The organism is Sulfurimonas sp. NW15 (genome assembly GCF_051132285.1).
In the GTDB taxonomy this organism is placed as follows: Bacteria; Campylobacterota; Campylobacteria; order Campylobacterales; family Sulfurimonadaceae; genus Sulfurimonas; species Sulfurimonas hydrogeniphila.
In genome coordinates this window covers 2,054,187-2,079,064 of record NZ_CP093237.1, presented here as the reverse complement: position 1 = coordinate 2,079,064, position 24,878 = coordinate 2,054,187, and the positions used below count along the sequence as shown (strand labels likewise).

The following is a 24,878-nucleotide window of genomic DNA, read 5'->3' as shown; positions in this document are numbered from 1 at the left end:
GTTTTACAGGTTTTTTTATGAAAAATAATTTTTTGAATGATACAATGAATAAAGACTATTTGCTCAAAACATTTGACAGAGATGTCATTTTTTCTGCAACTGATTTGCAGGGAAAAATTGTATATGCCAGTGAGGCATTTTGCAGAATAAGCAAATATTCAAAAGAAGAACTTTTAGGAAAAAACCATAATATTTTAAGACATAAAGATATGCCAAAAGAGCTGTTTGCAGATTTGTGGGCTACTCTCAAAGCCGGAAAAGAATGGTATGGCGAGATAAAAAACAGGGCCAAAGACGGCAGTTTTTATTGGGTGTATGCGCATATCGGACCATATACCAATGAGAGCGGGGAAGTTGTCGGCTACCATGCATTGAGAGAAAACATTACAGACAAAAAAGCTTTGCAGGAGCTGCAGAAAAATATGGAAAATATGAATGAGTATCTCAAAGAAGAGGTACACCGCAGAATCAAAGATATTGTAGCACTCAACAAAGATATACGTGAAACACAAAAAGAGATCATATTTACAATGGGCACAATCGGTGAGAGCCGTTCCAAAGAGACAGGAAATCATGTAAGGCGGGTTGCAGAGTATTCCCGCTTGTTGGCGGAGTACAGTGGTATGGATAAATTTCATGCGCAGATGTTAAAAGAAGCAAGTCCAATGCATGACATAGGAAAAGTAGGCATACCCGATGCCATACTCAACAAACCCGCAAGACATACAGCCCAGGAGACTGAAATTATGAAGACACATACTACTCTGGGGTATGATATGCTTAGACACAGCGACAAAGAACTTTTACAGATTGCAGCTACGATTGCGTATGAGCATCATGAAAAATATGACGGCTCTGGATATCCCAGAGGTTTGGCAGGAGAAGAGATAAGCATATATGCAAGAATTACCGCTGTAGCAGATGTATTTGATGCGCTTGGAAGCGAGAGAGTGTACAAAAAAGCCTGGAAGGATGAAGATATTGTTGCAATGTTTCAAGAAGAAAAAGGAAGACACTTTGACCCTCTGCTTGTTGATATATTTTTAAATAATATTGCGGACTTTAAGAAAATAAGAGACCGATATTGTGATGTTGCCTGCTCTTAGTTATTTGTATTTAAATCGGCTTCGTCTAAAAGGGTAAAAAAGCCTGCGGGCTCAAGCACTCCGAAACTTTCAAATAAAATTTTTCCCTGTGAATTAAGAAAATAGTGTCTTGGAACGCCGAATCTTTGGAATTTTTTTGGAATGAAGTGCCGGTCACGTGAGAGATATACAAGAATATAGTCTTGACGAAGCCTCTGTATGACTTTTTTTTGAGAGAGTGTTACTTCTTTAAATCTTTTGCAAAAATGGCATCTGTCCGCTCCGACAAAGAGGTAGATGTTCTTTTGCTCTTTTTGTGCCTGATTTACTGCCGTATTGTAATCATGCAGCCATTTGTCTGTTTCAAATCCAAAAAGAGAAGATGCTAAAAATAGGATAGTTATAAATGTTTTCATAATCAAATTGTATTAGGATTACAATTAAAATGATATAATTTTCTTAATATAAAATGATATCTTAGGAAAAATGATGAAAGAAGCAAAAATATTTTTCGGTTCTAAAGAAGCAGAAAAAGCAGAAGTAAGCCAAAGAAAATCGCCTTACAGCGGGGAAGTGGTCTCAACTGCTCCTGTATGCAGTGAAGAGGATGCAAAAAAAGCATTGCAGATTGCCAAAGATGCCGCTGTATTTGCCAAAAAAAGTACTTTGGCACAGCGTTGCGCATGGCTGCTTGATGTTGCCAAAAAACTTCAAGAAAACAAAGAAGATTTGGCAAAAACCATTACGGATGAAGTAGGGAAGCCTATCTCTTTTTCACGTATAGAAGTTGAACGTTGTATTGAAACCATAACGCTTTCAGCAGAGACAATGCGGACAATGCACGGTGAAACGATCAATACTGATGCCATGCCAAGCGGAAAAAAAACGCTTAGCTTTTTTCGACGCGAACCTGCCGGTGTTGTTGTGGCAATTACGCCTTTTAATTTTCCTTTAAATCTCGTGGCACATAAACTCGGACCGGCACTTGTCGCAGGTAATGCCGTAGTGCTTAAACCGACACCCGAAGCACCTCTGACCGCATACAAGTTTGCAAAGCTTTTTATAGAGAGTGATTATGCCGTACCTGATACATTAAGTGTTGTTTACGGTGATGCAGAAGTTGGTAATGCACTAATTACAAGCGATATTCCCCGTGTTATCAGTTTTACAGGCAGTGTTCCTGTCGGCAATATTATTACAAAGAATGCCGGTATCAAAAAAATAGGACTTGAACTCGGAGGCAATGCCGCGACATTCATAGAAAAATCGGCTGATCTGGCCTATGCTGCAACGAAATGCGCCATGGGTGCTTTTGTCAATTCGGGACAGGTGTGTATATCGCTGCAGCGTATTTATGTGCAAGAAGATATATATGATGAATTTGCAGAACTTATGGCAGCGGCTACAAAAAAACTCAAAGTCGGCAGCCCTTATGATGAGGAGACATTTATGGGACCGCTCATAGACGATGAATCATGCCAGCGTGCTATGGGTTGGGTTGATGCCGCTATAAAAGAGGGTGCAATTCCTTTACTGGTTCCGCGTTTGGAAGGCAGAACATTTTATCCCTGTGTCATGGCAAATGTAAGGGATGATATGGCAATTGTCTGCGAAGAGGTCTTTGCACCGATAGTTTCGCTGGTAAAAGTGATGGATTTTGATGATGCTGCCCTAAGAATGAATGACTCGCCTTACGGTTTGCAGTTTTCGGTTTTTACGAACGATTTAAGCATTGCAAACCGTGCAATAGAGGAGCTTGATGCGGGCGGAATAGTTATAAACGATATGCCGACACTTCGTTTTGACATACAGCCCTACGGCGGGGTGAAACTCAGCGGAGTAGGACGCGAAGGTCCGCGTTTTGCCATAGAAGAGATGACGGAGTTGAAGTCTATTGTCATTTGTTAAATGACAAGTGAAATTTAGACTTTTGTAGCCTAAGAGTCGGCACTAAAGTACCGATTTCGATGAAAGAGCTTTTTTGAACCCGCACTTTTAACGCTAAAGCGTAACTTAGAAAAAACTAAATTTTTTTTTGCAGTGCGGGCTTTGTTTTTTTACAAGAGAGGGCTGTATGAAAAAAAAAGTAATTGTTTCTGCCTGTTTACTCGGTGAGTGTTGCCGTTATGACGGTAAAACAAAAAAGACAGATGTGGTAGAAGAGGCTTTAAAGAAGTATGAAATCATTCCTTTCTGCCCTGAAGCACCGCTTTTTGGAACGCCGAGAGAACGTATCAATGTTTTGGAAATACACGGAAAAAAGAGAATCGTGACAGATGAGACAAACAAAGATGTTACACAGCTTTTGGAAGACGAAATAAACACTTTTATGAAACTGCATCCAAATGTTGAGCGTATCATCCTCAAATCCAAGTCACCAAGCTGCGGATATGGTACGACTCCTGTTTTGAATGAGAAAAAAGAGACTGTGAAACTCGGCAACGGAATCGCTGCAGAGCTTATGAGCAAATATTACAAAAATATCAAAATCGAAGATGAATTAAATTTTATGAAACATAATCCAAACGAGTCAGATAGACTTTAAAAGCATCATCCAGATCATAAAAAAACTCTAACTCGGGATTGTTCGCATCTATCGTATTCTCTGTTAATCTCCTACAGGAATATAGGCAAAACCGTCATTTTGTTTGTTGATAAGTCCTATGGTAGAGTTTGGAATAATTGTTACAAAAGGAACAATGTCATCTTTTGTAAGCCTGTTGCGGTCCATTGCCGCACCGCACATTAGAAATTCCACATCGTAGGTGTCAGCCATTGTGGCGATACGCTGCTTGAGCTCTTTGTAGGCTTTTTGAAGTTTTTGATCATTTTTAAAGATGGTAGTGTCCAGATTTTTTACAAAAAATCTGTAGGCTCCTCCATGGATAACAACGGCTACATCAAGCTCTTTGAGCTGGTTTGCATAGAGTGTTTTGTTGAAAACAATTCCTTTGAGTATATTTCTTTCAAATTTTGCCAAATTTTTTGTTGTCAAATCATACACTGCCTTTGCATTTTCATCTTCGGCCTGAACCAGACTAAGAAGTAAGGTTAAAATCAGTATCACTTTTTTCATTTATACATTCCTTTTGAATTAATGGCATTGGAGATGCCCTTATATTATCCCAGATAAGTAAAATTTATGTAAAATCACTTTTCTTTTTTTAGTACAACTTCACCCAGACCTGTTTTTACAGGGTATCCTGCTTTTACCCAGCCTTTGAGCCCGCCTTTGAGCGTGGTTACATTTTTGTAACCCATTTTTTTCAACACTTCGGCTGCCAATGCCCCTCTGCCTCCGCTTCGACAATATGTTACTATCAGGACATCAGGATCTTTGATCTTTTTCGCCGCTTCCCATTCCAGATTGCCGCGTGTAATGGCTACAAAGTTTTCTTTGTTGAACTCATCATAGGGAATACTTCCCTCGGCTCGCTGTTCACTCTCTCTTACATCCAGAACAATGACGTCTTCACCCTCATCAAGCAAAGCTTTAAGCTGTTTTGCAGGCATCTCTCCCACACTTTTTCTGGCTTCTTTGATAAGCACCATTTTATTTGCAATATCTGCCATAAGCAGGTTGGTACTCAACAATGCAATGATCAACAACAATTTTTTCATTGTTATTCCTTTGTTTTGAAATAACCTAATAGTTAAATGCTTAATTAGGCATTTAACTAAATAGATGAGAGTATGGTATAATTTTATAATTAAAATGTCAAGGACAACAATGCTGGATATGCAACAAAAAATCAAGATATTCAAGGCGCTTGGGAATGAAACACGTTTTTTAATTTTTAAAAATGTTTTTACTGGCGGATATACATGTTCTCTTGATAAAAAAGATCCAAAGGTCAAGGTCAGTCCCCATGCAACCTGTGTAAGCACCATTGCCGAGCATTTTGATTTTTCACTGCCTACGATCTCAAAACATTTAAAAGAACTTCGAGAAGCCGGTATCATCACAATGGAAAAAAAATCAAATAAAATCTATATAGAACCGAATATGGAAACAATTCGGGAGTTAGGGGGCTGTTTCAATACTTTGGTTGAAAACTTTGAAGCCAACCGGGAACTTTTTTTCACATAAGACAAAGCGTGTAAAATTACAACTTTTGAAGTTTTTTCTCCCTGTCAAGATAAAAAACATCAAAATCAGCGGCAACAAAACATTCCCCTTTATAGGCAAACTTTATCTCCTTGCAAATCATTTCTGCATCGCAGGAACTTCCCCGTGAATATCTTGGACTGATGTGGGTAGCTATAAGATTTTTGATGTGATGTTTCTGTGCCGCTTCACCCAGTTTTTTTGCTGTAGTATGAAGAAATTTTGTCTTTAATGCATCGTATACTTTCTGTGTGTAGGTACTTTCATGCACCAGCAGATCAAGATTCTCCAGATAAGCGCCTAAAATATTAGGCTCACTGTTGTCTCCGGCTATTATGAGGCTTCTTCCCGGCAGGGGAGACAGCATATAGTCCTTTGAGAGAAACTCTTTTCCTTTGTGCATAATGCTGTTTCCGCGTTTAAGCTCTCCATAAAGAGGCGAAGGCTCGAGTCCCGCCAGGCGCAGCTTTTGCTCATCAAGTTTGTCTGTTGTGCCATGCTCTTGTATAAAATAGGCAAAACTTTCCACAGAGTGTACAAGCGGGAGAACACGGAGGACGAATATGTCAAAGTTTATTCTCCTGTTTGCTCCTGTCTCAACTATTTTGAGCGTATATCCCAGATGCTCTTGGGAAGTGTCTGTAACACATTCAATGAAATGTTTGATCCCTTTTGGTCCATAGATCGTCAGAGGAGAAAAGGCTTTGTCGAGTTTTTTTGAAGAGAGCAGTCCGGGAAGTCCGTAGCAATGATCACCGTGGAGATGGGTGATGAAGACTGTAGAGAGTTTTCCAATGCAAAGAGAGGTTCTGAGTATCTGATGCTGCGTAGCTTCCCCGCAGTCAAAAAGATACCATTTGTTGTCCTGGTCAAATTCGAGTGCAAGGGCTGTGACATTTCTCTCTTTTGTCGGTTTTCCGGCACTTGTTCCTAAAAAAGTAAGTTTCAATGCGTATTCCTTATATTTGTAATATAGGGCACTTCTAAAAACCCTGATATCCCTCAAAGCCAAAAAGAGGAGTGAGATTGTGCAAAACTTTTCTTGAACCATAGCCGTAGCTACGGTGATCGAAAATTTTGTGCAAGATTGCTTCTCTTTTTGGTTCCCGCAGGGCATTTTAGCAAAAGCACTACTGCTTCGTTAAAACCACTTGAAGCTACTCGTAGCTCCTGCGTAGTTTTGCCTTGCATTAGCACTTTTGCTATAATGTTGAGATATACCAGGGTTTTTAGAAGTGCCCTATAATGATAATAGTGAAATTTTATACAAAGGATACCCAATCATGAATAATTATCAAAGAGTCCATCCGCACAAACCCGCAGGTATTGAAAACAAACGAGCTTTTTTGATTGGTTCGGGTATAGCTTCTTTGGCTGCTGCCGAGTATTTAATGCGTGACGGATATATGCAGGGTCATCAAATAACGATATTTGAAGAGAGCAGTGTGGCCGGTGGTGCGCTTGATGGCGCAGGCAATCCTCAAACGGGCTTTGTAGCGCGCGGAGGACGGGAGATGGAAGAGCATTATGAGTGTTTGTGGGATTTGTATGCCGGGGTCCCATCTCTGGAGGAGGAGGGAAGAACTGTTCTTGATGAGTTTAAAGAACTCAATGACATTGATCCGAATTTTTCAAAGGTACGCGTAATATACAACAGGGGAGAAAAACAGCGTTCAACAGGTTTGGGACTGGAAGAGAAACACATAAAAGAGTTGACAAAACTGCTTTTGAAAAAGGAAGAGGATTTGGGAACTATGAGTGTTGAAGAGTATTTTGAGGCATCCTATTTTGAGACAGACATGTGGCTGTACTGGAGAAGCATGTTTGCTTTTGAGCCGTGGCACAGTGTTGTCGAGATGAAGCGCTATATGCACCGTTTTATGCATCTTTTGCCGGGAATGAGTACGATGAGGGGCCTGGTGTTTACCAAGTATAACCAATACGATTCTTTGACCCTTCCGCTGAAAAAACTTTTAGAGGACAAAGGTGTCAATTTTGTTTTTAACACCAAAGTAAGTGATCTGGAAGTAGATATTCAGGAAGAGAAAAAGACGATAACCGCCATCCATCTGCTGCAAAACTCCAAAGAAGAAGTTATTGAGACATGTGAAAATGATTTGGTATTTTTTACCAACGGCTCAATGGTGGAAAACTCCTCTTTTGGAGATATGAAGAGGGCTCCTGTTTTAAATAGAAAAGAGGGTGCCTGCTGGGCTTTGTGGAAAAAACTGGCACAAAAAGATGCGTCTTTCGGCAAACCGGAAGTTTTTTGCAGTGATATAGACAAAACAAAATGGGAATCGTTTACGATAACTGCCAGGGGACCAAAAATGCGCAAACTTTTGGAGAGTTTTGCCGAGAGAAAATTTTTGCCGCACAAAACGGCAACGGGCGGAATTATTACCATTAAAGATTCGAACTGGCTTATGAGTGTTACGGTAAACAGGCAGCCGCAGTATAAAAACCAGCCAATTGATTATACAGTTGCCTGGGCATATGCGCTCTATCCGGACAACAAGGGTGATTTTATCGACAAGAAGATGAGTGAATGTTCCGGAGAAGAATTGTTAAAGGAACTGTTGTACCATTTTGGAATAGATGACAAGGATATGCAGGCATATGTTGAGGAGTGTATCGTTATTCCTGTGATGATGCCTTATATAACAAGCCAGTTTATGCCAAGGCTTCAAGGCGACAGACCGGAAGTTGTACCAAAAGGGAGTGTGAATCTGGCTTTTTTGGGGCAGTTCTGTGAGATTAAAGATGATTGCGTCTTTACTGTTGAATACTCTGTCCGTTCTGCAATTACCGCTGTGTATACACTATTGAATCTCAATAAAAAAGTACCGGAGATATATCCGGGCCAGTATGATATTCGTGTGTTGGCAAGAGCTGTCAAAACGATGAAAAGTGAGCATGAAGGCTTGATAATGCGTTTGATTGAGAGTGTTGTCAAAAAGAAATTAAAAAATACCATTTTTGAAAAGTTGCTTTAAGGCACCCCGTAAAGGCTCCGGACAAGAGATACCTGATGAGAAATCAAAAGTATCAATTGTCACGCAAAAGAGCTTATTACTGAAAAAGAGATGTAAAGTAGTCTTCAATATCTCCAGGTGTGCCTGAGATTGACATAAACTCACCCATGCTGAGGTTTGGATAGGCAATAGCAAGATAGTATTTCGGGTGTAGGATTTTTGCTGTGTCTCCTTCAACCATTACCATATAAGGTAAAAATGCACTGTGTTTTTCTCCTTTTATTTCAGAAACATAGTATTTTTCACCTTTCTTAGTCGGCATTGCTATACCATAAAGCGTTGCACTCCCGGTTTCTAATGTAAAAACAATGTTTTTTGCTGCATTTTTTTCCAGTTTCTCTTTGAGTTTTTCTCCTTTTGCAACTTCTATCATATCTTCATAATACGGCATAGCCATCATAAAGTGATACCCTGCAATATCGTCATCATCAAGAGCATCGTCTGAATTTTTGAGTGTGCCAAAAGCATTTGCAAGCTTGGTGTTTACTTTTTTTGCATGTGCTTTTTGAAAATCATCCTGCATAAAAGCATGTAAAAAATATTGTGGATTTGTAAGCACGAGTTCATTGTCTTTAGTGTTTACGAGCACTTTTTGCACACCGGCAAATGCCCTGTCTTTTTTAGAAGCATCTTTTGTCAATGTAGGACATGTATAGGCTATGACATGATAATTTGGGTCCTGCATAGCATCATATTCGCCAACAACCTGTAAACCGTTTTTTGTAAGTGCCGTTTTGACATCATTTGCATTTTGAAATGCCGCATATTCATATGTGCTTACTTTTTCAGCCAAAAGATTTGCTCCTATTATCATTGTTACCAAGCCTGTTACTACTGTTTTTTTCATTTTCTCTCCGTGAATTAAATTGAAAAATATTATAATTTATTATAGTTAAGAGGCACATTAATTTTAAAAAATTTGTTTAATTTGTAGAAAAAAGAGAATAAATTCAAAAAATTTAGCTCCTTTTGGATATAATCGCGTAATTTTATAAAAGAGAAACAACCATGGATATTAGAGAAGAGTATTTAAAATTTTTTGAATCAAAACAACATACAAGAGTTCCCTCAGCGCCTTTGGTGCCTGAAGATGCGACTCTGCTTTTTAACAACGCAGGCATGGTGCCTTTTAAGTCGATTTTTACAGGGGAGGTTCCTCGTCCCAAAAATCCTCGTGCCACATCCTGCCAGACTTGTATCCGTGCGGGTGGAAAACACAATGACCTGGAAAATGTCGGACATACAGCGCGTCATCATACTTTCTTTGAAATGCTGGGAAATTTCAGTTTCGGAGACTACTTCAAAGAAGAGGCAATTGCCTATGCCTGGGAGTTTATCACTGAGATATTGCATCTGGACAAAGACAAACTCTGGGTAACAGTGCATGAAAGTGATGATGAGGCTGAAGAAATCTGGAAAAAGCACATTGCGCCTGAGCGGATTATGCGTCTTGGAGACAAAGACAACTTCTGGTCTATGGGTGATACGGGACCGTGCGGACCGTGTTCTGAAATCTTTTATGATCAGGGAGCAGAGCATTTTAGCGGTCCCGAGGATTATATGGGCGGTGAAGGCGACAGATTTTTGGAAATCTGGAACCTTGTTTTTATGCAGTATGAAGTCAAAGAAAAAGGCGGAGAGAGAATTCCTCTTGCACATCCATCCATAGATACAGGAATGGGACTGGAGCGTGTTGTAGCCATTAAAGAGGGTGCCATTTCCAATTATGGATCCTCTTTGTTTATGCCGATTATCCGAAAAGTCGAAGATTTGACAGGCAAAGAGTATGTGTACGCTACGGGTGCATCGTACCGTGTTATAGCAGATCATATCAGAACCGCAGTATTTTTACTCTCTCAGGGTGTAAATTTTTCTAATGAGGGACGCGGGTACGTGCTTCGAAGAATCCTGCGCCGTGCTGTGCGTCACGGATATCTTCTTGGATTCCGTGAGCCTTTTATGTATAAACTTGTCGATACTTTGGTTGATATTATGGGTGGGGAGTATGAGTATCTTCAGACCAAAGCAGAGGTTGTCAAAGAACAGATAGAGCTTGAAGAGGCACGATTTTTCAAGACAATAGAATCAGGCATAGCACTTTTTAACATGGAACTGCAAAACACTAAAGACAAGGTGAATGCCGAGGGCAGAGAAGGTGCCCTGGGGTATGTGTTTTCGGGTGAAGTGGCTTTTAAACTCTATGATACCTACGGCTTTCCGCTTGACTTGACAGAAGATATGCTCAAGGAAAAAAACCTCTCACTGGATACGGCAACATTTGAGAGCCTGATGAATGAGCAGAGAAGACGTGCCAAAGCTGCCTGGAAAGGGAGTGGGGATGATGCCATCAGCGGTGACTTTAAAACACTGCTTGAGGAGTTTGGTGAAAACAGATTTGTCGGATATGAAACTATGCATCATGCAAGCAAAGTGCTGGCACTTTTAGATGAAAAGTATGTGCGTGTGGAAGAACTGCAAGCCGGAGAAAAAGGATGGGTATTTTTAGATATTACACCTTTTTATGCTGAGAGTGGCGGACAGTGTGGTGATATTGGAGAACTTGAAGGCATTGCACAGGTAGTTGATACGAAAAAATTCTTTGGTTTGAATCTTTCGAAGATAGAGTTGCATGCCTCTCTCAAAGTCGGACAGCATGTAGATGCAAAAGTGGATATTTCCAGAAATGAGATAACAAAACATCACTCGGCAACACACCTGTTGCATGCGGTACTTTTTGATGTGCTTGGAGAACATATTTCACAGGCGGGTTCTTTGGTTGAGGCAAATCGTCTGCGATTTGATTTTTCTCATCCAAAAGCGCTCAGTGAAGAAGAATTACATGTAATAGAAGAACGTGTAAATGTTGAAATAATGCGTGCAATTCCTGCCCAAACCGAGGTACTGCCTATAGAAGAGGCAAAAAAATCAGGTGCGAAGAGCCAGTTTGGCGAGAAGTATGGAGATGAGGTGCGTGTTGTCAAATTTGCAGACGCTTCTGTTGAGTTTTGTGGCGGAATACATGTAGACAATACGGCAAATATCGGTTCGTTTATCATTACCAAAGAGAGCGGTGTGAGTGCCGGTGTGCGACGTATTGAAGCTGTGTGCGGCAATGCGGCGTATAAATACTTTTGTGAGCAAAGAGCACTTGTAAAAGAGGCGCAGAGTGAAGTGAAAAATCTTGATCTGCTTGCAGGAATCAGCAGGCTCAAATCAAATATAGCTGCTTTGAAAGATGAACTCAAAGAGGCACACGAAGCTGCAAAAGTTGAAATTGAAGCAGATGAGATAAACGGTGTGTCAGTAGTTGTGGATGAACTGCCTAACGGGGATATCAAAGAAAAGATAGATGAGCTGAAAAATCAAAATGACAAACTCTGTGCAATGCTTTTCCAGGTCAAAGGTGATAAAGTGCTCATAGCCGCAGGTGTCAAAGGGTGCGATGCGAAAGCGGGTGATTGGATCAAAAAAATAGCACCGCTTCTTGGCGGAGGCGGTGGCGGTCGTCCTGACTTTGCCCAAGCCGGAGGAAAAGATGCTTCAAAACTGCCTGAGGCAAAAGAAGCAGCACTGAAATTTATTACAGAGGTATTGGATTGATGAAAGATTTTATGATTGAACTTTTTGCAGATTACAGAACACAGATAGTCTTTTTACATGTAATCTCTGCCGTTGTTTGGGTCGGAGGGATGATTGCCATGAAATTTGCAGCGCATCCTTCATTTATACAAATTGAATCACCCTTACACAGACTCGAACGAATTTCACAGGCACTCAACAGGCTCTTTATGATTGTTTTGCCTTTTGTTGTTATACTTATCATTACAGCAGTCATCATGGCTGTCGGACTTGGTTTTCGTGCGGCTGCCGTTGATGCAGGCGGCAATGTGATAGATGAGTATGCGATGCATATATATAATCTTGTGCATGTAAAAGAGGTGATCTGGATGATTATGGCGGCTAATCTTGCGGCTATGATTTTCAGACGCAACAAAGCACAGAAACTTTTACAAAAAGGTGATACAGCAGGTGCAAAAAAAGCGTTAGAGCTTATTGGAAAATATATGGTTCCCATCAATATCACATTTGGAATTATTGCAATTTATCTGGGAGTGACTCTGCGAAATGCGTATTAGACTCTGCTCATCATCTCAGACACGCGCCATGCTTTTAAAAAAAGCAGGCATTGATTTTATTCAAGAGAGTGTTGATTTTGATGAAGAGAGTATTGTCGCAAACAGCCCGAAAAACTTTGTTTATCAGGCAACTTTGGGCAAGTATGAAGCAAATCTCAGAGTATTTGGCTATGAAGAGTATCCGCTGTTGGTAGCCGATACTGTTGTTACAAGCCAGGGACATATTTTAAGAAAGGCACGCTGCAAAGATGATGCCCGTAATATTTTAATGACGCAGAGCGGAAATATTACGAGTATCATTACATGTATGATATATCATGCAAAACAGCAAAAGATAATAGATATTTCAAAGACAGACTATCTGTTTGAACCATTTAATACACAAGATTTGGAACGTTACTTAGAGAGCGGAGAGTGGCGAGGCAAGGCTGGTGCCTGTATGGTAGAAGGGTTTTGCAAGCCCTACATCAAAGAAGTCAGAGGCTATGAGAGTACGGCAATGGGACTTTGTGTCGAAGTGCTGGAAACTTTTATGGAGCAAAACTGATGTATTTTTATAAAAGATACAGTTTTTTTATTAATATACTGCTGGCATATCTCTTCGTACTTTTTGTCACATTGCAATTAAGTCTGGTTTGGAATGTTATTCTTGTCACACTTTTGTTTATGGGTATCAGTATTCTGTTTTATCGCTATGCCAAGCAAAAACACTATTATAAAAGTATCATTGACAACTCTACAAATATTGTCATTGTCAGTAATGAAAAAAAGCTTGTTTCTGCAAATAAAACTTTTTTTAAATATTTCAAAGGCTATAAAAATATAGAAGAGTTCTCACAAAAACACCATTGTATATGTGAATTTTTTGAAGAAGAAGAAGGATATATCGGCGCTGTAAACAATGGTCTGGGTTGGATAGAATATATTGTCAAAAATTCTGAGGTATATCACAAAACGAAAGTCAGGATTTACGACAAAGAGTACTATTTTGCTATTTCTGCTTCGGTTCTTGACAAAAAAGACAATCTGTACGGAATTATACTGTCCGATATAACCGAACAGGAAAACTATAAAAAAGAGCTGGAGATTCTGGCTGTAAAAGATTCACTGACAAAGATCGGCAACCGGCGTTTTTTTCATAAAAAACTGGATGAACAGATTTTGCTGACACAGCGCTATCACCATCCGTTTTCGCTGATTATTTTTGACATAGATTTTTTTAAAAAAGTCAATGACAACTATGGGCACGATACAGGCGATAAAGTACTGGTAGAATATACAAAGTATATTGCTTCTATGTTGCGCGATACCGATATTTTTTGCAGAATCGGCGGAGAAGAGTTTATAGTGATCCTGCCAAATACTACGAAAGACAAAGCGTATGCCCTGGCACAAAAGATAAGAGAAAGTGTCGAAAAATACAAAGCTGTTCTGCCTATTACCATGAGCTTTGGTGTTGCAGAGTATGAAAAAGGCGACGATGATATTTCTCTGTATAAAAGAGTTGATTTGGCTCTTTACAAAGCAAAAGAAACAGGAAGAAACAAGGTAGTTCTTGGATGAATTTTTATGCTAAAGAGCTCAAAGCTCTTCAAAGAGCAGGGCGTTATCGGACACGTGAAATTGTTAACAACACCCTGCATGATTTTGCCTCAAATGACTATTTGGGACTTTCGCACAACAAAGAACTTCATACGCTTACATGTAAAGAATTAGCAGAGTATCCGCTCAATAATCCCAAGGCATCTATGCTGATAAACGGCTATCATCAGATACACAAGGATTTTGAAGAGGCTTTATGTGAAGCAAACGGCTTTGAGGCAGCAATAGTGCTTGGAAGCGGATTTAATGCAAATATTGCCTTGATTGAATCGCTTGTCCGTCGCGGTGATACGCTTTTTATGGATGAACTGTATCATGCCTCAGGTGTTTTGGCTTCCCAGTTACATAATATAGATGTAGTTTTTTTCAAACATAATGATATGCAGGAGTTGCAAAGCTTGCTAAAACATTCAACTGCCAAACGAAAGATCGTTGCAGTTGAGGGTATTTACTCGATGGACGGTGATTTGTGCGCAAAAGAGGTTTTTGATATATGTGATGAAGAGGAAGCGATTTTGATAGTTGATGAAGCGCACAGCAGCGGAGTAGTCGGAGACAAACTGATGGGTGTTTTTGATTATTACGGTATTGCCGTAAAGCAAAACCATATTAAAATGGGAACGCTCGGAAAAGCCTATGGCAGTTTCGGTGCTTTTATACTCTCATCAGAACATATATCACACTATCTTTTAAATCGTGCAAAACCGATTGTGTATGCGACTGCTCTCTCTTTGTATGATACACTGTTGGCGCATAACGGACTGAAATATATTTTGCAAAACAGTGAAACACTGAAAAAAGAGATAATGCTTCGCCAAACAATAGTCTCCCAAGAGTTAGGCTTACATGTAAAGGGTTTGATTGTGCCTGTTTGTATAGGAGACAATAGACAGGTCATAGATATTAAAAACAGGCTGTTGAAATCCGGTTACAGTGTGGGGGCGATACGCCAGCCTACGGTTGCTTCTGCAATAATTCGTCTGATTGCAAGACTCGGTGAAAAGAGTGATACGCTCAGACTGGTTTGCAAAGAGTTGGCAGGAATAGAGTCATGAAAATGTCCAAACTCAAAATTATCTACAACAATAAAGCCCTGGTGGACATCTCCTTTGACATTTCCTCTTCATTGGCATTAATAGGGCAAAGCGGCAGCGGAAAAAGCCTGACAATCAAGGCGCTTCTGGGGATGCTGCCCAAAGAGATGAGAGTAGAGCTTGCAGATAATTTTGATTTTGAACTCATAGCAGGAAAAACCCTCTCTTTTGTGCCGCAGAATCCTTTTACAGCACTCTCTCCACTGACAAAAATCAAAAAACAGTTTTTCAGTGAGCCAAAAAGAGTCAGGGAACTTTTTGATGAAGTCGGTCTGCATTACGATTTGCTCGAACGCTTCGCCCCCGAACTCTCAGGCGGACAACTTCAGCGTGTTGTCATTGCAATTGCGTTAGAATCAAAACCGAGGTTACTTTTACTTGATGAACCGACAACCGCACTTGATCCCCAGACAAAAGAGGTGATACTTCAGCTTTTAAAAAAGTTGCAAAAAAAAGAGCAGTTTCAAATGCTTTTTGTGACACATGACATAGCTTCTGCCAAGGCACTGTGCGAAGATGTTGCTATTATAAAAAACGGAAGAATAGTTGAAAGTGGAAAAATGCGTGAAATAATAGAGAATCCGCAACAAGAGTATACAAAAATATTAATAGAGGCCAGTTTTGCCAACAGGAAATTCAGAACATGAAAAAACTACTAAAAAGAACATTTGTAACCGTACTGATTTTAGGGTTTTTCTCACCCTTTATAATTCTTGGCTATTACCTGGTAAGCTATGATTATGATATCTCCTCCTTAGTAGACTACAAACCAAAACAGACAAGCAGAATATATGACAAAAACGGAGAAAAAATAGCAAATATTTTTGATAAACAGCATAGATATTATGCCTCTTTTAATGAGATTCCTCCAAGGGTGATTGAAGCACTTGTTGCCATTGAAGATACAACCTTTTTTGAACATTCCGGCGTTAATTTTGATGCAATTTTTCGGGCAGTTATCAAAGATATCAAAGCAGGAAAGATGGTTGAGGGTGCCAGTACGATTACGCAGCAGTTGGTAAAAAACAAATTATTGACCCGGGAGAAAAAACTTTCACGAAAAATAAAAGAGTTGATATACTCTTTTAAACTTGAAAATGCACTGACAAAAGAGCAGATTCTGGAACGGTATTTAAATGAGATCTATTTTGGGCACGGATATTATGGCATCAAAACAGCTGCAGACGGGTATTTTCACAAGAAGCTCTCTGATTTGACACTTAAAGAGATAGCAATACTTGTAGGTCTGCCAAAGGCGCCAAGTACCTATGCGCCTACAAAAAACTATGATATTTCCATGGGCAGAGCCAATCGTGTCATCACAAGAATGTATACACTTGGCTGGATAGACGACGCAACATACAAAAAGGCATTGGCTGAAAATCCGGTAGTATATAATGATACACTGACACAAAACAGAGCCCCTTTTGTTGTGGATGAAGTTGCAAGAAGATTCAGAAATATGGGAATTGATGACTTAAAAACAGGCGGATATGAAATATATACAACGATTGATTTGAAACTGCAGAATATTGGAAGAAAATCACTGCAGTATGCGTATGACAAAGCTTTAGAGAGAATTGAAAAATACAAAGAAAAAGAGGCACAGGAAACAGAAGACAAAACCTTTAAAGTCCAGGATGTCAATGTGTCACAGCTTAACGGTGCTTTGGTTTCTCTTGATTCCAAAACAGGGGATATTTTGGCACTGCTTGGGAGTGTAGATTATAAAAAAAGCTCTTATAATCGTGCTACTCAGGGCAGGCGCCAGCCCGGTTCCGCTTTTAAACCTTTTATATATCAGGTAGCTATTGATTTGGGATATTCGGGTGCTACAAAACTTGTTGATATTGCCCAGACATATGCCTATGAAAAAAATGGTGAGGAGATGAAATGGCAGCCTAAAAACTATGAAAAAAACTATAAAGGTCTCATTACTCTCAGAGAAGCACTTATTCATTCAAGAAATTTAGCGACTATCAATCTTGTAAATGACATAGGCCTGTCACAGTTGCTGCGGGAACTGAAAAAATTTCATATTAAAAATCTGCCAAATGACCTCTCTATCGCTCTTGGAACCATGTCAATGTCACCGCTTGAACTTGCACAGTATTATACGTCATTTTCAAACTACGGGATTCAGGTAAAACCTCACTTGATTACAAGTATTGACCAAGGCGGCAGTACTGTTTATAAAAAAGAGGATGTTTCTTATTATATAACGGCTCCGACTCAGGCTTTTATAATGACGACGATACTGCGTGATGTTGTCGCAAGAGGAACAGGACGAAGAGCAAGAGTGCGAGGCATAGAAATTGCAGGAAAGACAGGAACAACAAATAATAATATAGATGCCTGGTTTGCCGGCTATTCCCCTACTGTTGAGACGGTTGTCTGGTTCGGCAATGATGACAATACACCGATGTATCACAAAGAGACAGGAGGACGGGTTTCGGGTCCCGCCTTTGCTTATTATTTCAGAAATCTTTTGAAACTCTACCCTCAGATAAAGCGAAAATTTGATGTGCCTGAGGGAATTATTGAAGTGAAAATCAATGGAAAAAAAGAGTATTTCAGTGATATCTCAAAGCCGCCAAGAAGTGATTACAGTGATGAAACAGAATCTGAACTTCTTTTTTAGCCAAAGGTTCTGTTTAAAGCACAAAACATGGCTTTGATTGAGGCTACAGTGATGTCGTTGTCTATTCCGACACCAAAACGTGAGAGTACCTCTTTTGTCTGAATTTCTATGTATGCTACTGCCTGTGCACTGCTTTTGTCACCACACGAGTGTTCCGAGTATGACTTAACAGTAAAATCATTTTTGTACTTTTGCATCAGTGCATTCTTGCAGGCATCAATCGGTCCGTTGCCTTCGCCCTCAGATGTAATGACATCTCCATTGTATTTGTACGTTAAGGTACATGTAGCCTTCCCGTTATCTGAGGAGAGTGTAAAGTCTACAAAAGAGATATGCTCTTCAATATTGAAATAGGTATTTTTAAAAACTTCCAATATCTCTTCGGGTTCCAGTTCTCGTCCTTTTTCATCACTTAATGCCTGCACGGCACGACCGATTTCAGGATGCATGGCTTTTGGCAAATGGTAGCCGTAATTGTGTTCGAGTATATAAGCCACTCCGCCTTTTCCCGATTGTGAGTTAATACGGATGATACTTTCATACGTCCGTCCCACATCAGCCGGATCTATCGGCAGATAAGGCACTTCCCAAAAAGGGTCCTCTTTTGCCTGCTGATAGGCAAGCCCTTTGTTAATGGCGTCCTGATGGGAACCGGAAAATGCCGTATAGACAAGTTCTCCGACATAGGGGTGTCTCGGGTGTGTCGGCAGTTCTGTACATGTTTCGACAACTCGCACCACTTCGTTGATATCCGAAAAATCAAGCCCCGTATCTATCCCCTGGGAGGTCATATTTAAGGCAAGGGTGATGATGTCTACATTGCCTGTCCGCTCTCCGTTGCTCAAAAGTGTTCCCTCGACTCTGTCTGCCCCTGCCAAAAGTGCCAACTCTGTTGCAGCGATGGATGTGCCTCTGTCATTATGCGTGTGCGTCGAGATGATGACATTTTCACGATTATCCAGGTGTCTGCCCATCCATTCTATCTGGTCTGCATAAATATTAGGCGTCGCCATCTCTACTGTTGCAGGAAGGTTTATAATCACCTTTCTGTTTTCGTTTATTCCCCAGCGAGCCGTTACGGCATTGGAAATCCGTGCCGCAAAATCCAACTCCGTTCCCGTAAAACTCTCTGGAGAATACTCTAAGAATATTTCTCCGTTATGATTTGCTTCATATTTTTTGACCAAATCAACACCCTCCAGGGCAAGGTCAATAATTTCATCCTGTGTTTTTGAAAACACTATTTTTCTCTGGGCAACCGAGGTTGAATTATACAAATGTACCGTTGCTTTTTTTACGCCTTCCAAGGCTTCAAATGTTTTGGCAATCAAATGTTCTCTTGCCTGCACAAGTACCTGAATGGTCACATCATCCGGAATGAGATTGTCATTGACGAGTTTGCGCAAAAAATCAAATTCTATTTTGGAAGCAGAGGGGAAGCCCACCTCTATTTCTTTGAAACCGAGTTTGAGTAAGAGTGCAAATAATTCAAGTTTTTTCTTCATATCCATAGGATTGATAAGTGCCTGATTGCCATCGCGCAAATCGACACTGCACCATATCGGTGCTTTGGTTATACTGTTGTCCGGCCATTTTCTGTCTGGCAAGTCTATTTTCGGATAAGGCTTGTATTTGCCTTTAGGAATATTCTTCATAAAGAATCCTTGTTCTTGAATTATTTAATAGCTGCACTCTTATACAGGACTATTATGTTTGCAATTATATCGAATTTTTGATTTAATGGGCTTTTATTTGGAACCCGTACTTTCTATGCTAACGCATGACTTGTGAGAAAAACTAAATTTTTTTCTGCAGTGCGGGCTGAGAGTGTCATAAAAGTAGCAACAGTCGGCACTGAAGTACCGATTCCGAGCAGAGGGGTGTTGCTTTTTGGAACCCATCCTTCAGTGCGGGCTGAAAGTGTCATGAAAGTAGCAACAGTCGGCACTGAAGTACCGATTCCGAGATATTTTGTCGGAACCCATGCTTTAGCATAGAAAGTACGGGTTCCGAAAAAGCTTAGAACATATAGCCTAAGCAGAAACGCTTAGCACTGGTAGGTAGTTTTGAATTCGTATGCAGTCGGGCGACCTTCGTCCGGCCATACATCACGTTCAAATTTATAGTGCTGGTATGCTTCTATAAATTCAGATGTAAATACCGGCTTTAAGAATTCGTTGTCTGCAATAAGACCTTCTAATGCTTCACGAAGTGTGTGCGGCATTTGTGGAATGTTTTTTTCACGAATTTCATCAAGAGAAAGTTCAAACAGGTCTTCATCCATCGGACCGACAGGGATTGTAGCATGTTTGATACCGTCTAGTCCCGCCATCATCATTACAGCAAAAGCAAGGTAAGGACAAGATGAAGAGTCCGGGAATCTCATTTCAATACGTGTTGCTTTTTCACCTGCACCATACGGAATACGACAGGCAGCTGAGCGGTTTTGAGAAGAGTAAGTCAAAATGCTTGGTGCTTCAAACCCAGGAATAAGACGTTTGTATGAGTTTGTTGACGGGTTTGTAAATGCAGCAACTGCAGCAGCATGTTTGAAAATCCCGCCTGCATAATGAATTGCCATTTCACTTAGGTTTCCATAATTGCCTTCTTTATAGAAAAGGTTTTTGCCGTTTTTCCACAGTGACTGGTGAACATGCATTCCGTTTCCGTTGTCACCATATAATGGTTTTGGCATAAATGTAGCAGTTTTACCGTTGAGGTGCGCTATCATTTTTACAACATATTTGTATTTTTGAACATTGTCACCAGCAGTGATGATGTCACCGAAAACGATACCGATTTCACCTTGACCCTGGGCAACTTCGTGGTGTCCAAGAACAACTTCAAGACCAACCTGCTCTAACACCTGCATCATTTCAGCACGCATGTCTACCATAGAATCTGTCGGTGCTACAGGGAAGTAACCGCCCTTTGTTCCCGGTCTGTGACCTGTATTGTACATTTCGTCATATCCGGTGTTTGAATTCCATTCACCCTCTTCTGTGTCTACTTTGAATCCCATCTCATTGATATTGTCAACAAATTTAACATCATCAAAGATAAAAAATTCATTTTCCGGACCAAAGTATGCAGCATCAGCTATTCCGATCTCTTCAGCATATTTAAGTGCTTTTTTTGCGATTGAACGCGGACATCTTTCATATAATTCATTTTTGTAAATGTCATATACATCACAGATAAGAATCACAGTAGGATCGGCAGTAAAAGGATCAAGAAATGCAGTCGGAACATCTGCTTTTAAAAGCATGTCCGATTTGTTAATCGGTTGCCAGTTTTCGACAGAAGAACCGTCAAACGGGAAACCGTTTTCTAAATTTTCTGCATTTACTGCACTGTAACGGTATGTAAGGTGGTGCCATGAACCTTTAATATCACTAAATCTCAAATCTACAAATTGTACATCATTTTCATTACAAAATGTAAAGAACTCTTCTATGTTATTAACGAATTTTCCCATTAATTATCTCCTGAATTTTATCTGCATGTAGTATATCTTATTAAAACAAATTTATAACTTTGAGAATGATGAAAATATAATCAATTTCTCAGATTTGTTTCATATTGTGATAAAAATGAAAGTTTTTTAAATCAAAGAACTCACAGCAAGATGTTTTGGCTCATTTTTTGCAACTTTTTTTTGACAGGAGAGAATTGTATTTATACTCTCTTCACTTATGCATGATTTTTTCTCTGGAGTGATAAGCAAGGAGGCACTTGTTGTGAGAAGCGGAAACCTGCATGTTTGCTCTTTTCTGTTTTTGGAAATGATATAGCCATTCTCTTTATCTTTTTTGTTATAAAATTCTTTTGCCGAGGAAGCAAATTTTTCCAAAATATTTTCTATCATTTTCATGTCAAAAGAGTTATGGGTAAAATCTTTATTCTCCCAGGCAACAAAAAAGTCATCACCTCCTATATGGGCTTTGAAAACATCTTTTGGCAGTTCTTTTCTCATAATATCTGCAAAAAGCTGAATAATCCTGTCACCGTTTCGAAAACCGTACACATCATTAAAGGCTTTGAAATTGTCGAGGTCAAAATAGCACAGAAGATAGGATGCTGAGGATTGGGATACTTTGTATATGTATTTTTCAATCATTGTGTTTCCGGGAAGTTTTGTAAGCGGATTTTGGTCTCTGGCCTGAATCATGTTTTCCTGATGCATCATGTTGATAATTGCTTTTGCGGACAAAAATCCATAATAGCCTGAGTTTTTTGTAATAATAATGCCTGAAGATTCAGGATTGTTCGCAAAAAGTTCTATAAGGGTAGTGGTGTTGCTGTTGATATCTGCATGCCCGCAGGGGTGAAGCAGGTTTTCCAGTTTTGAGTTATTCTGTTCATTTAAGAGTAAAGACATGCCGTAGGGAGAGTAAAGAAACTCTTTGATGTCAGATTCAAGCAATATTCCCACAGGCTCATTTTGGGAATTTACAAGAGGAACAATGGGAACACTCTGATTCTTTTTAAAATACTCTATGACCAGATTCATTTTTGTTTTAAGTTTTAAAGGCTGAATTTTGTCTATATTGTTTTTCAGTAAAATATTTTTGTCACTTATCCGTCTGTCGAACTTTATAATGTCAATGATATTTGTGTATTGCTGATAAATTTTTTGTGTATTTTTTGTAGGTTTCTGAATAAGATAGCCCTGTGCCAAATGGCAGCCGATGTCTTTACATGTAAGGTACTCTTCTTTTGTCTCAACACCTTCGGCAATCACCTTAATGCCCAGTTGAATGGCAAGATGTGTGATGTTGCGAACCATAAGCTTTTTTTTCATATTGGTCGCAAGTCCCTGCAGAAAAAATCTGTCAATTTTGATGATATCGGGTGTGGAATCATAAAAAAGTTTGTATCCGGAATAGCCAACACCAAAGTCATCTATTGCAATGGAAAAATCTTCATTTTTATAATGCTGGAGTATTTTTTCAAGGTCAAATTCACTGGAAATTTCCTGTCTTTCCGAAATTTCAAAACAGAGATTTTCTTTCTTTATATTGAGCTCTTTGAGAATTTTTGTTGTATTTCCTGTAGAAAAATTTTCCATTTCCAAAACCCGGTTATCCAGATTATAAAAGAGCTTTATGTTCTTATAGCTTTGTATCTGTGTGTATTTTTTTAAAGCTTTTTCTCTCAGTGCCAAATCAAAAGAGTACAAAAGTTTCTCTTTATAAACAGCATCAAAGAGTGCAAAGATAGATTTAAATCCGACATCCTGAAAATTTCTCAACAGGGCTTCGACACCGTAGAGTGTTCCTGTATGGATATTGATGATAGGCTGAAAAGCCACATCAAGAATTTTAAGATTGTTTTTCCAGTGTTGGGTGAGCTCATTATTCATTATTTTAGATATCTCTTTTTTTGGGATTCTTTTATTTTTGAAATGTCGACGATTATAAAGCTGTCTATACAGTTGGAAAAATCACTGTCTATGTTGTAGGCGCAAAATTGTATGCCGCCTTTTTCACACAGATCGGCATACTGCTTGTAAAGCGTTGGAATATTTGTATTGATACTGCCAAGCGCTTTTTTGAGTGTTTTGAAATTCTCTTTGTATTCCGGTGCACTGAACTCTTTTTTAAGATTTGCCATGAGTGTTTCATCTGTTTTAAAGTTGTAGGGATTTTTTGCCCTGACAAGATTTTGTCTGTCTTGAAAGTTTTCATCATAAAAGTATAAAATCATATCTTTGGCTGTTTTGGCATAACTTTCACTCAGTGAAACCGGACCGTACATGTAACGGATATGCGAATTGTTTTTGAGATATGCACCTATGCCGTACCACAAATAATCAAGCGCCCGGGAACCCCAGTATTTTGGCTGGACAAAACTTCTGCCGAGTTCTATGGCATCAGGGAGGTAAGACAAAAATGCTTCGTTGTAGTCAAAAAGTGTTGTTGTATAAAGGGCATCAACGCCAAATTTTTTTATGATATCCGTACATTCGGCTATACGGTATGCCCCGACTATTTCAAGATCTTCCTCATCCCAGAGTATAATGTGTTTATAGTATCTGTCATATTTGTCTATATCTCTTTTTTTGTTGATACCCTCTCCGACTTTGCGAAAGGAGAGCTCTCTGAGCCGTCCTATTTCATTGATGATAATAGAGTTGTTGTCATTGCTGCTGTAGAGATAAATTTTTTTTCCGTCTTTTGTCTCTCCGAGCAGTTGTGATGATTTTAACTCTTTTTTGAGATCCCGTCTGTCTTCGGGATGGGCAATTGCTTTTTGGGTTTCAAAATAGCTCTCATTTCTTTTGAGGGCATACAGATGTTTTTTATAGAGTTTGAGGAGTTTGTCCTTTTGTATCCCCTTTGGCGTGATGTTTTCATAAGGAATGAGTTCGCCTACAATCATCTCAATAGCTTTGTGTTTTTGTTTAAACATTTCGTGTGCAAGAAGCAGGGCTGCAAGTTTTTTGTTCAGCGCTGATACGGAGTAAAAGGTTTTGGAATTCTTCCCTCCTATAAATACGGGAAGTATAGGAGCATTGCCTTTTTTGGCAAATTTTAAAAAACCTTTGTGCCAAACCTTGTCTTTTATTCCTGTCGGAGTAGCCCGGCTTACTTCGCCGGAAGGAAAAATGATGACAGCCTCTTCTGCATCAAGTGCCGCATATACCTGTGTAACGGCTTCTTTTTTTTGCCGTGCTTTAAAATTGTTGACATTGATTAAAATATTTTTTATGGGAGTGATGACTTCTAAAAAATCATTTGCAACAACTTTTATATCTTTTCTGATATTACTGACAAGTTTGATAAGTGCGAGTGCATCCAAAGAACCAAGCGGATGATTGGCAATAATGACAACGCGTCCGGAGGAAGGAATGTTTTGAAGATCCTTGTCGGAGACGGAAAAATCAAAGTTGAGGTATTGCAATGCTTCGTCAATAAACTCAAAACTGCCCAAATGCCTGTTCTTTTTGATAAATTCATTGATTTGTTTCTCATGGACTACAGAATCTGCAAATTTTGAAATTGCACCTTTGATCACCCTGGAGTTTTTAAGTTTGGGGTATTTTTTTATAATCATTTTTTCAACATCAATCATACATACTCTTTTTTGTATTGCGTTGAAAAATTATAGTAAAGAGAGGTTACACAGAGATTACATTTTTCCTTATATATAATTCAAGATAATTCTGTATACT

The 24,878-nt window shown here is 39.4% G+C and carries 22 protein-coding genes; 13 read left to right on the top strand and 9 right to left on the bottom strand.

The window, feature by feature from the left end; translation table 11 throughout:
* Positions 1-17 precede the first annotated feature (17 nt).
* Complete coding sequence (locus tag MLC52_RS10710; protein WP_151899497.1) at positions 18-1,106, top strand: HD domain-containing phosphohydrolase; 1,089 nt, start codon at positions 18-20, stop codon at positions 1,104-1,106.
* On the opposite strand, the gene MLC52_RS10705 is transcribed toward MLC52_RS10710, so the two are convergent.
* On the bottom strand, positions 1,103-1,501 hold the full coding sequence (locus tag MLC52_RS10705) for a thioredoxin family protein (protein WP_434580395.1): 399 nt from the start codon (positions 1,499-1,501) through the stop codon (positions 1,103-1,105). The two genes, MLC52_RS10710 and MLC52_RS10705, sit on opposite strands and share 4 nt — an antisense overlap.
* Before the next feature lie 73 nt (positions 1,502-1,574).
* Between MLC52_RS10705 and MLC52_RS10700 the strand changes: the two genes are divergently transcribed.
* Positions 1,575-2,993, top strand: coding sequence for an aldehyde dehydrogenase family protein (locus tag MLC52_RS10700; RefSeq protein ID WP_434580393.1), 1,419 nt, complete (start codon positions 1,575-1,577; stop codon positions 2,991-2,993).
* Positions 2,994-3,159: 166 nt separating this feature from the next.
* Entirely contained in the window at positions 3,160-3,630 is a 471-nt protein-coding gene (locus MLC52_RS10695) for a DUF523 domain-containing protein (protein ID WP_434580391.1), read from the top strand.
* Between the two features lie 63 nt (positions 3,631-3,693).
* Here MLC52_RS10695 and MLC52_RS10690 read toward each other — a convergent pair whose 3' ends face one another.
* Together MLC52_RS10690 and MLC52_RS10685 are read right to left on the bottom strand one after the other, a co-directional pair.
* On the bottom strand, positions 3,694-4,161 hold the full coding sequence (locus MLC52_RS10690) for a DsrE family protein (RefSeq protein ID WP_434580390.1): 468 nt from the start codon (positions 4,159-4,161) through the stop codon (positions 3,694-3,696).
* 74 nt (positions 4,162-4,235) lie between these two features.
* Positions 4,236-4,706: a rhodanese-like domain-containing protein gene (locus tag MLC52_RS10685; protein WP_151899503.1), complete on the bottom strand. Its 471-nt coding sequence runs from the start codon at positions 4,704-4,706 to the stop codon at positions 4,236-4,238.
* Positions 4,707-4,815: 109 nt separating this feature from the next.
* On the opposite strand from MLC52_RS10685, the gene MLC52_RS10680 reads away from it, so the two are divergent.
* Positions 4,816-5,175 (top strand): ArsR/SmtB family transcription factor, encoded by a 360-nt coding sequence (locus tag MLC52_RS10680; protein WP_151899504.1) that lies wholly within the window; start codon positions 4,816-4,818, stop codon positions 5,173-5,175.
* Positions 5,176-5,191: 16 nt separating this feature from the next.
* On the opposite strand, the gene MLC52_RS10675 is transcribed toward MLC52_RS10680, so the two are convergent.
* Positions 5,192-6,142: an MBL fold metallo-hydrolase gene (locus MLC52_RS10675; RefSeq protein ID WP_434580388.1), complete on the bottom strand. Its 951-nt coding sequence runs from the start codon at positions 6,140-6,142 to the stop codon at positions 5,192-5,194.
* Between the two features lie 334 nt (positions 6,143-6,476).
* Here MLC52_RS10675 and MLC52_RS10670 point away from each other — a divergent pair, with 334 nt between their 5' ends.
* Positions 6,477-8,189 (top strand): oleate hydratase, encoded by a 1,713-nt coding sequence (locus MLC52_RS10670; protein ID WP_434580386.1) that lies wholly within the window; start codon positions 6,477-6,479, stop codon positions 8,187-8,189.
* 76 nt (positions 8,190-8,265) lie between these two features.
* On the opposite strand, the gene MLC52_RS10665 is transcribed toward MLC52_RS10670, so the two are convergent.
* A complete protein-coding gene (locus MLC52_RS10665) occupies positions 8,266-9,075 on the bottom strand; it encodes a hypothetical protein (RefSeq protein WP_434580384.1) in 810 nt (269 codons plus the stop codon).
* Positions 9,076-9,236: 161 nt separating this feature from the next.
* Here MLC52_RS10665 and alaS point away from each other — a divergent pair, with 161 nt between their 5' ends.
* Genes alaS through MLC52_RS10630 form a run of 7 tightly spaced genes read left to right on the top strand, consistent with a single transcriptional unit; the run spans position 9,237 to position 17,701 of the window.
* Positions 9,237-11,828: an alanine--tRNA ligase gene (alaS, locus tag MLC52_RS10660; RefSeq protein WP_434580383.1), complete on the top strand. Its 2,592-nt coding sequence runs from the start codon at positions 9,237-9,239 to the stop codon at positions 11,826-11,828.
* Positions 11,828-12,364: a hypothetical protein gene (locus tag MLC52_RS10655; protein WP_434580381.1), complete on the top strand. Its 537-nt coding sequence runs from the start codon at positions 11,828-11,830 to the stop codon at positions 12,362-12,364. Before alaS ends, MLC52_RS10655 begins: the two co-directional genes overlap by 1 nt.
* A complete protein-coding gene (maf, locus tag MLC52_RS10650) occupies positions 12,354-12,911 on the top strand; it encodes a septum formation inhibitor Maf (RefSeq protein ID WP_346389649.1) in 558 nt (185 codons plus the stop codon). Before MLC52_RS10655 ends, maf begins: the two co-directional genes overlap by 11 nt.
* A complete protein-coding gene (locus MLC52_RS10645; protein WP_346389648.1) occupies positions 12,911-13,927 on the top strand; it encodes a GGDEF domain-containing protein in 1,017 nt (338 codons plus the stop codon). Before maf ends, MLC52_RS10645 begins: the two co-directional genes overlap by 1 nt.
* Complete coding sequence (locus tag MLC52_RS10640; RefSeq protein ID WP_434580379.1) at positions 13,924-15,021, top strand: aminotransferase class I/II-fold pyridoxal phosphate-dependent enzyme; 1,098 nt, start codon at positions 13,924-13,926, stop codon at positions 15,019-15,021. Before MLC52_RS10645 ends, MLC52_RS10640 begins: the two co-directional genes overlap by 4 nt.
* Positions 15,018-15,707, top strand: coding sequence for an ATP-binding cassette domain-containing protein (locus MLC52_RS10635; RefSeq protein ID WP_346389646.1), 690 nt, complete (start codon positions 15,018-15,020; stop codon positions 15,705-15,707). Before MLC52_RS10640 ends, MLC52_RS10635 begins: the two co-directional genes overlap by 4 nt.
* Positions 15,704-17,701: a penicillin-binding protein 1A gene (locus tag MLC52_RS10630; RefSeq protein WP_434580377.1), complete on the top strand. Its 1,998-nt coding sequence runs from the start codon at positions 15,704-15,706 to the stop codon at positions 17,699-17,701. Before MLC52_RS10635 ends, MLC52_RS10630 begins: the two co-directional genes overlap by 4 nt.
* Here MLC52_RS10630 and leuA read toward each other — a convergent pair.
* Positions 17,698-19,356, bottom strand: coding sequence for a 2-isopropylmalate synthase (gene leuA / locus MLC52_RS10625; RefSeq protein ID WP_434580375.1), 1,659 nt, complete (start codon positions 19,354-19,356; stop codon positions 17,698-17,700). The genes MLC52_RS10630 and leuA overlap by 4 nt on opposite strands.
* A gap of 132 nt (positions 19,357-19,488) precedes the next feature.
* Between leuA and MLC52_RS10620 the strand changes: the two genes are divergently transcribed.
* A complete protein-coding gene (locus tag MLC52_RS10620) occupies positions 19,489-19,698 on the top strand; it encodes a hypothetical protein (RefSeq protein ID WP_434580373.1) in 210 nt (69 codons plus the stop codon).
* Between the two features lie 50 nt (positions 19,699-19,748).
* Here the strand turns inward: MLC52_RS10620 and glnA are convergent, their stop codons facing one another.
* The 3 genes from glnA to MLC52_RS10605 form a co-directional block, all read right to left on the bottom strand.
* The gene (glnA, locus tag MLC52_RS10615) at positions 19,749-21,179 is read right to left on the bottom strand and encodes a type I glutamate--ammonia ligase (RefSeq protein ID WP_151899515.1); all 1,431 of its coding nucleotides are present in this window, start codon (positions 21,177-21,179) and stop codon (positions 19,749-19,751) included.
* Between the two features lie 126 nt (positions 21,180-21,305).
* Positions 21,306-23,066, bottom strand: coding sequence for a GGDEF domain-containing protein (locus MLC52_RS10610; RefSeq protein ID WP_434580372.1), 1,761 nt, complete (start codon positions 23,064-23,066; stop codon positions 21,306-21,308).
* Entirely contained in the window at positions 23,066-24,778 is a 1,713-nt protein-coding gene (locus MLC52_RS10605) for a lysophospholipid acyltransferase family protein (RefSeq protein ID WP_434580371.1), read from the bottom strand. The genes MLC52_RS10610 and MLC52_RS10605 overlap by 1 nt, the downstream gene beginning before the upstream one ends.
* Positions 24,779-24,878: the final 100 nt, after the last annotated feature.

Bases quoted from the DNA above. Each gene is read 5' to 3' on its own strand.
- MLC52_RS10710 (WP_151899497.1), top strand. From the start codon at position 18: ATGAAAAATAATTTTTTGAATGATACAATGAATAAAGACTATTTGCTC.
- MLC52_RS10705 (WP_434580395.1), bottom strand. From the start codon at position 1,501: ATGAAAACATTTATAACTATCCTATTTTTAGCATCTTCTCTTTTTGGA.
- MLC52_RS10700 (WP_434580393.1), top strand. From the start codon at position 1,575: ATGAAAGAAGCAAAAATATTTTTCGGTTCTAAAGAAGCAGAAAAAGCA.
- MLC52_RS10695 (WP_434580391.1), top strand. From the start codon at position 3,160: ATGAAAAAAAAAGTAATTGTTTCTGCCTGTTTACTCGGTGAGTGTTGC.
- MLC52_RS10690 (WP_434580390.1), bottom strand. From the start codon at position 4,161: ATGAAAAAAGTGATACTGATTTTAACCTTACTTCTTAGTCTGGTTCAG.
- MLC52_RS10685 (WP_151899503.1), bottom strand. From the start codon at position 4,706: ATGAAAAAATTGTTGTTGATCATTGCATTGTTGAGTACCAACCTGCTT.
- MLC52_RS10680 (WP_151899504.1), top strand. From the start codon at position 4,816: ATGCTGGATATGCAACAAAAAATCAAGATATTCAAGGCGCTTGGGAAT.
- MLC52_RS10670 (WP_434580386.1), top strand. From the start codon at position 6,477: ATGAATAATTATCAAAGAGTCCATCCGCACAAACCCGCAGGTATTGAA.
- MLC52_RS10665 (WP_434580384.1), bottom strand. From the start codon at position 9,075: ATGAAAAAAACAGTAGTAACAGGCTTGGTAACAATGATAATAGGAGCA.
- alaS (WP_434580383.1), top strand. From the start codon at position 9,237: ATGGATATTAGAGAAGAGTATTTAAAATTTTTTGAATCAAAACAACAT.
- MLC52_RS10655 (WP_434580381.1), top strand. From the start codon at position 11,828: ATGAAAGATTTTATGATTGAACTTTTTGCAGATTACAGAACACAGATA.
- maf (WP_346389649.1), top strand. From the start codon at position 12,354: ATGCGTATTAGACTCTGCTCATCATCTCAGACACGCGCCATGCTTTTA.
- MLC52_RS10645 (WP_346389648.1), top strand. From the start codon at position 12,911: ATGTATTTTTATAAAAGATACAGTTTTTTTATTAATATACTGCTGGCA.
- MLC52_RS10640 (WP_434580379.1), top strand. From the start codon at position 13,924: ATGAATTTTTATGCTAAAGAGCTCAAAGCTCTTCAAAGAGCAGGGCGT.
- MLC52_RS10635 (WP_346389646.1), top strand. From the start codon at position 15,018: ATGAAAATGTCCAAACTCAAAATTATCTACAACAATAAAGCCCTGGTG.
- MLC52_RS10630 (WP_434580377.1), top strand. From the start codon at position 15,704: ATGAAAAAACTACTAAAAAGAACATTTGTAACCGTACTGATTTTAGGG.
- leuA (WP_434580375.1), bottom strand. From the start codon at position 19,356: ATGAAGAATATTCCTAAAGGCAAATACAAGCCTTATCCGAAAATAGAC.
- glnA (WP_151899515.1), bottom strand. From the start codon at position 21,179: ATGGGAAAATTCGTTAATAACATAGAAGAGTTCTTTACATTTTGTAAT.
- MLC52_RS10610 (WP_434580372.1), bottom strand. From the start codon at position 23,066: ATGAATAATGAGCTCACCCAACACTGGAAAAACAATCTTAAAATTCTT.
- MLC52_RS10605 (WP_434580371.1), bottom strand. From the start codon at position 24,778: ATGATTGATGTTGAAAAAATGATTATAAAAAAATACCCCAAACTTAAA.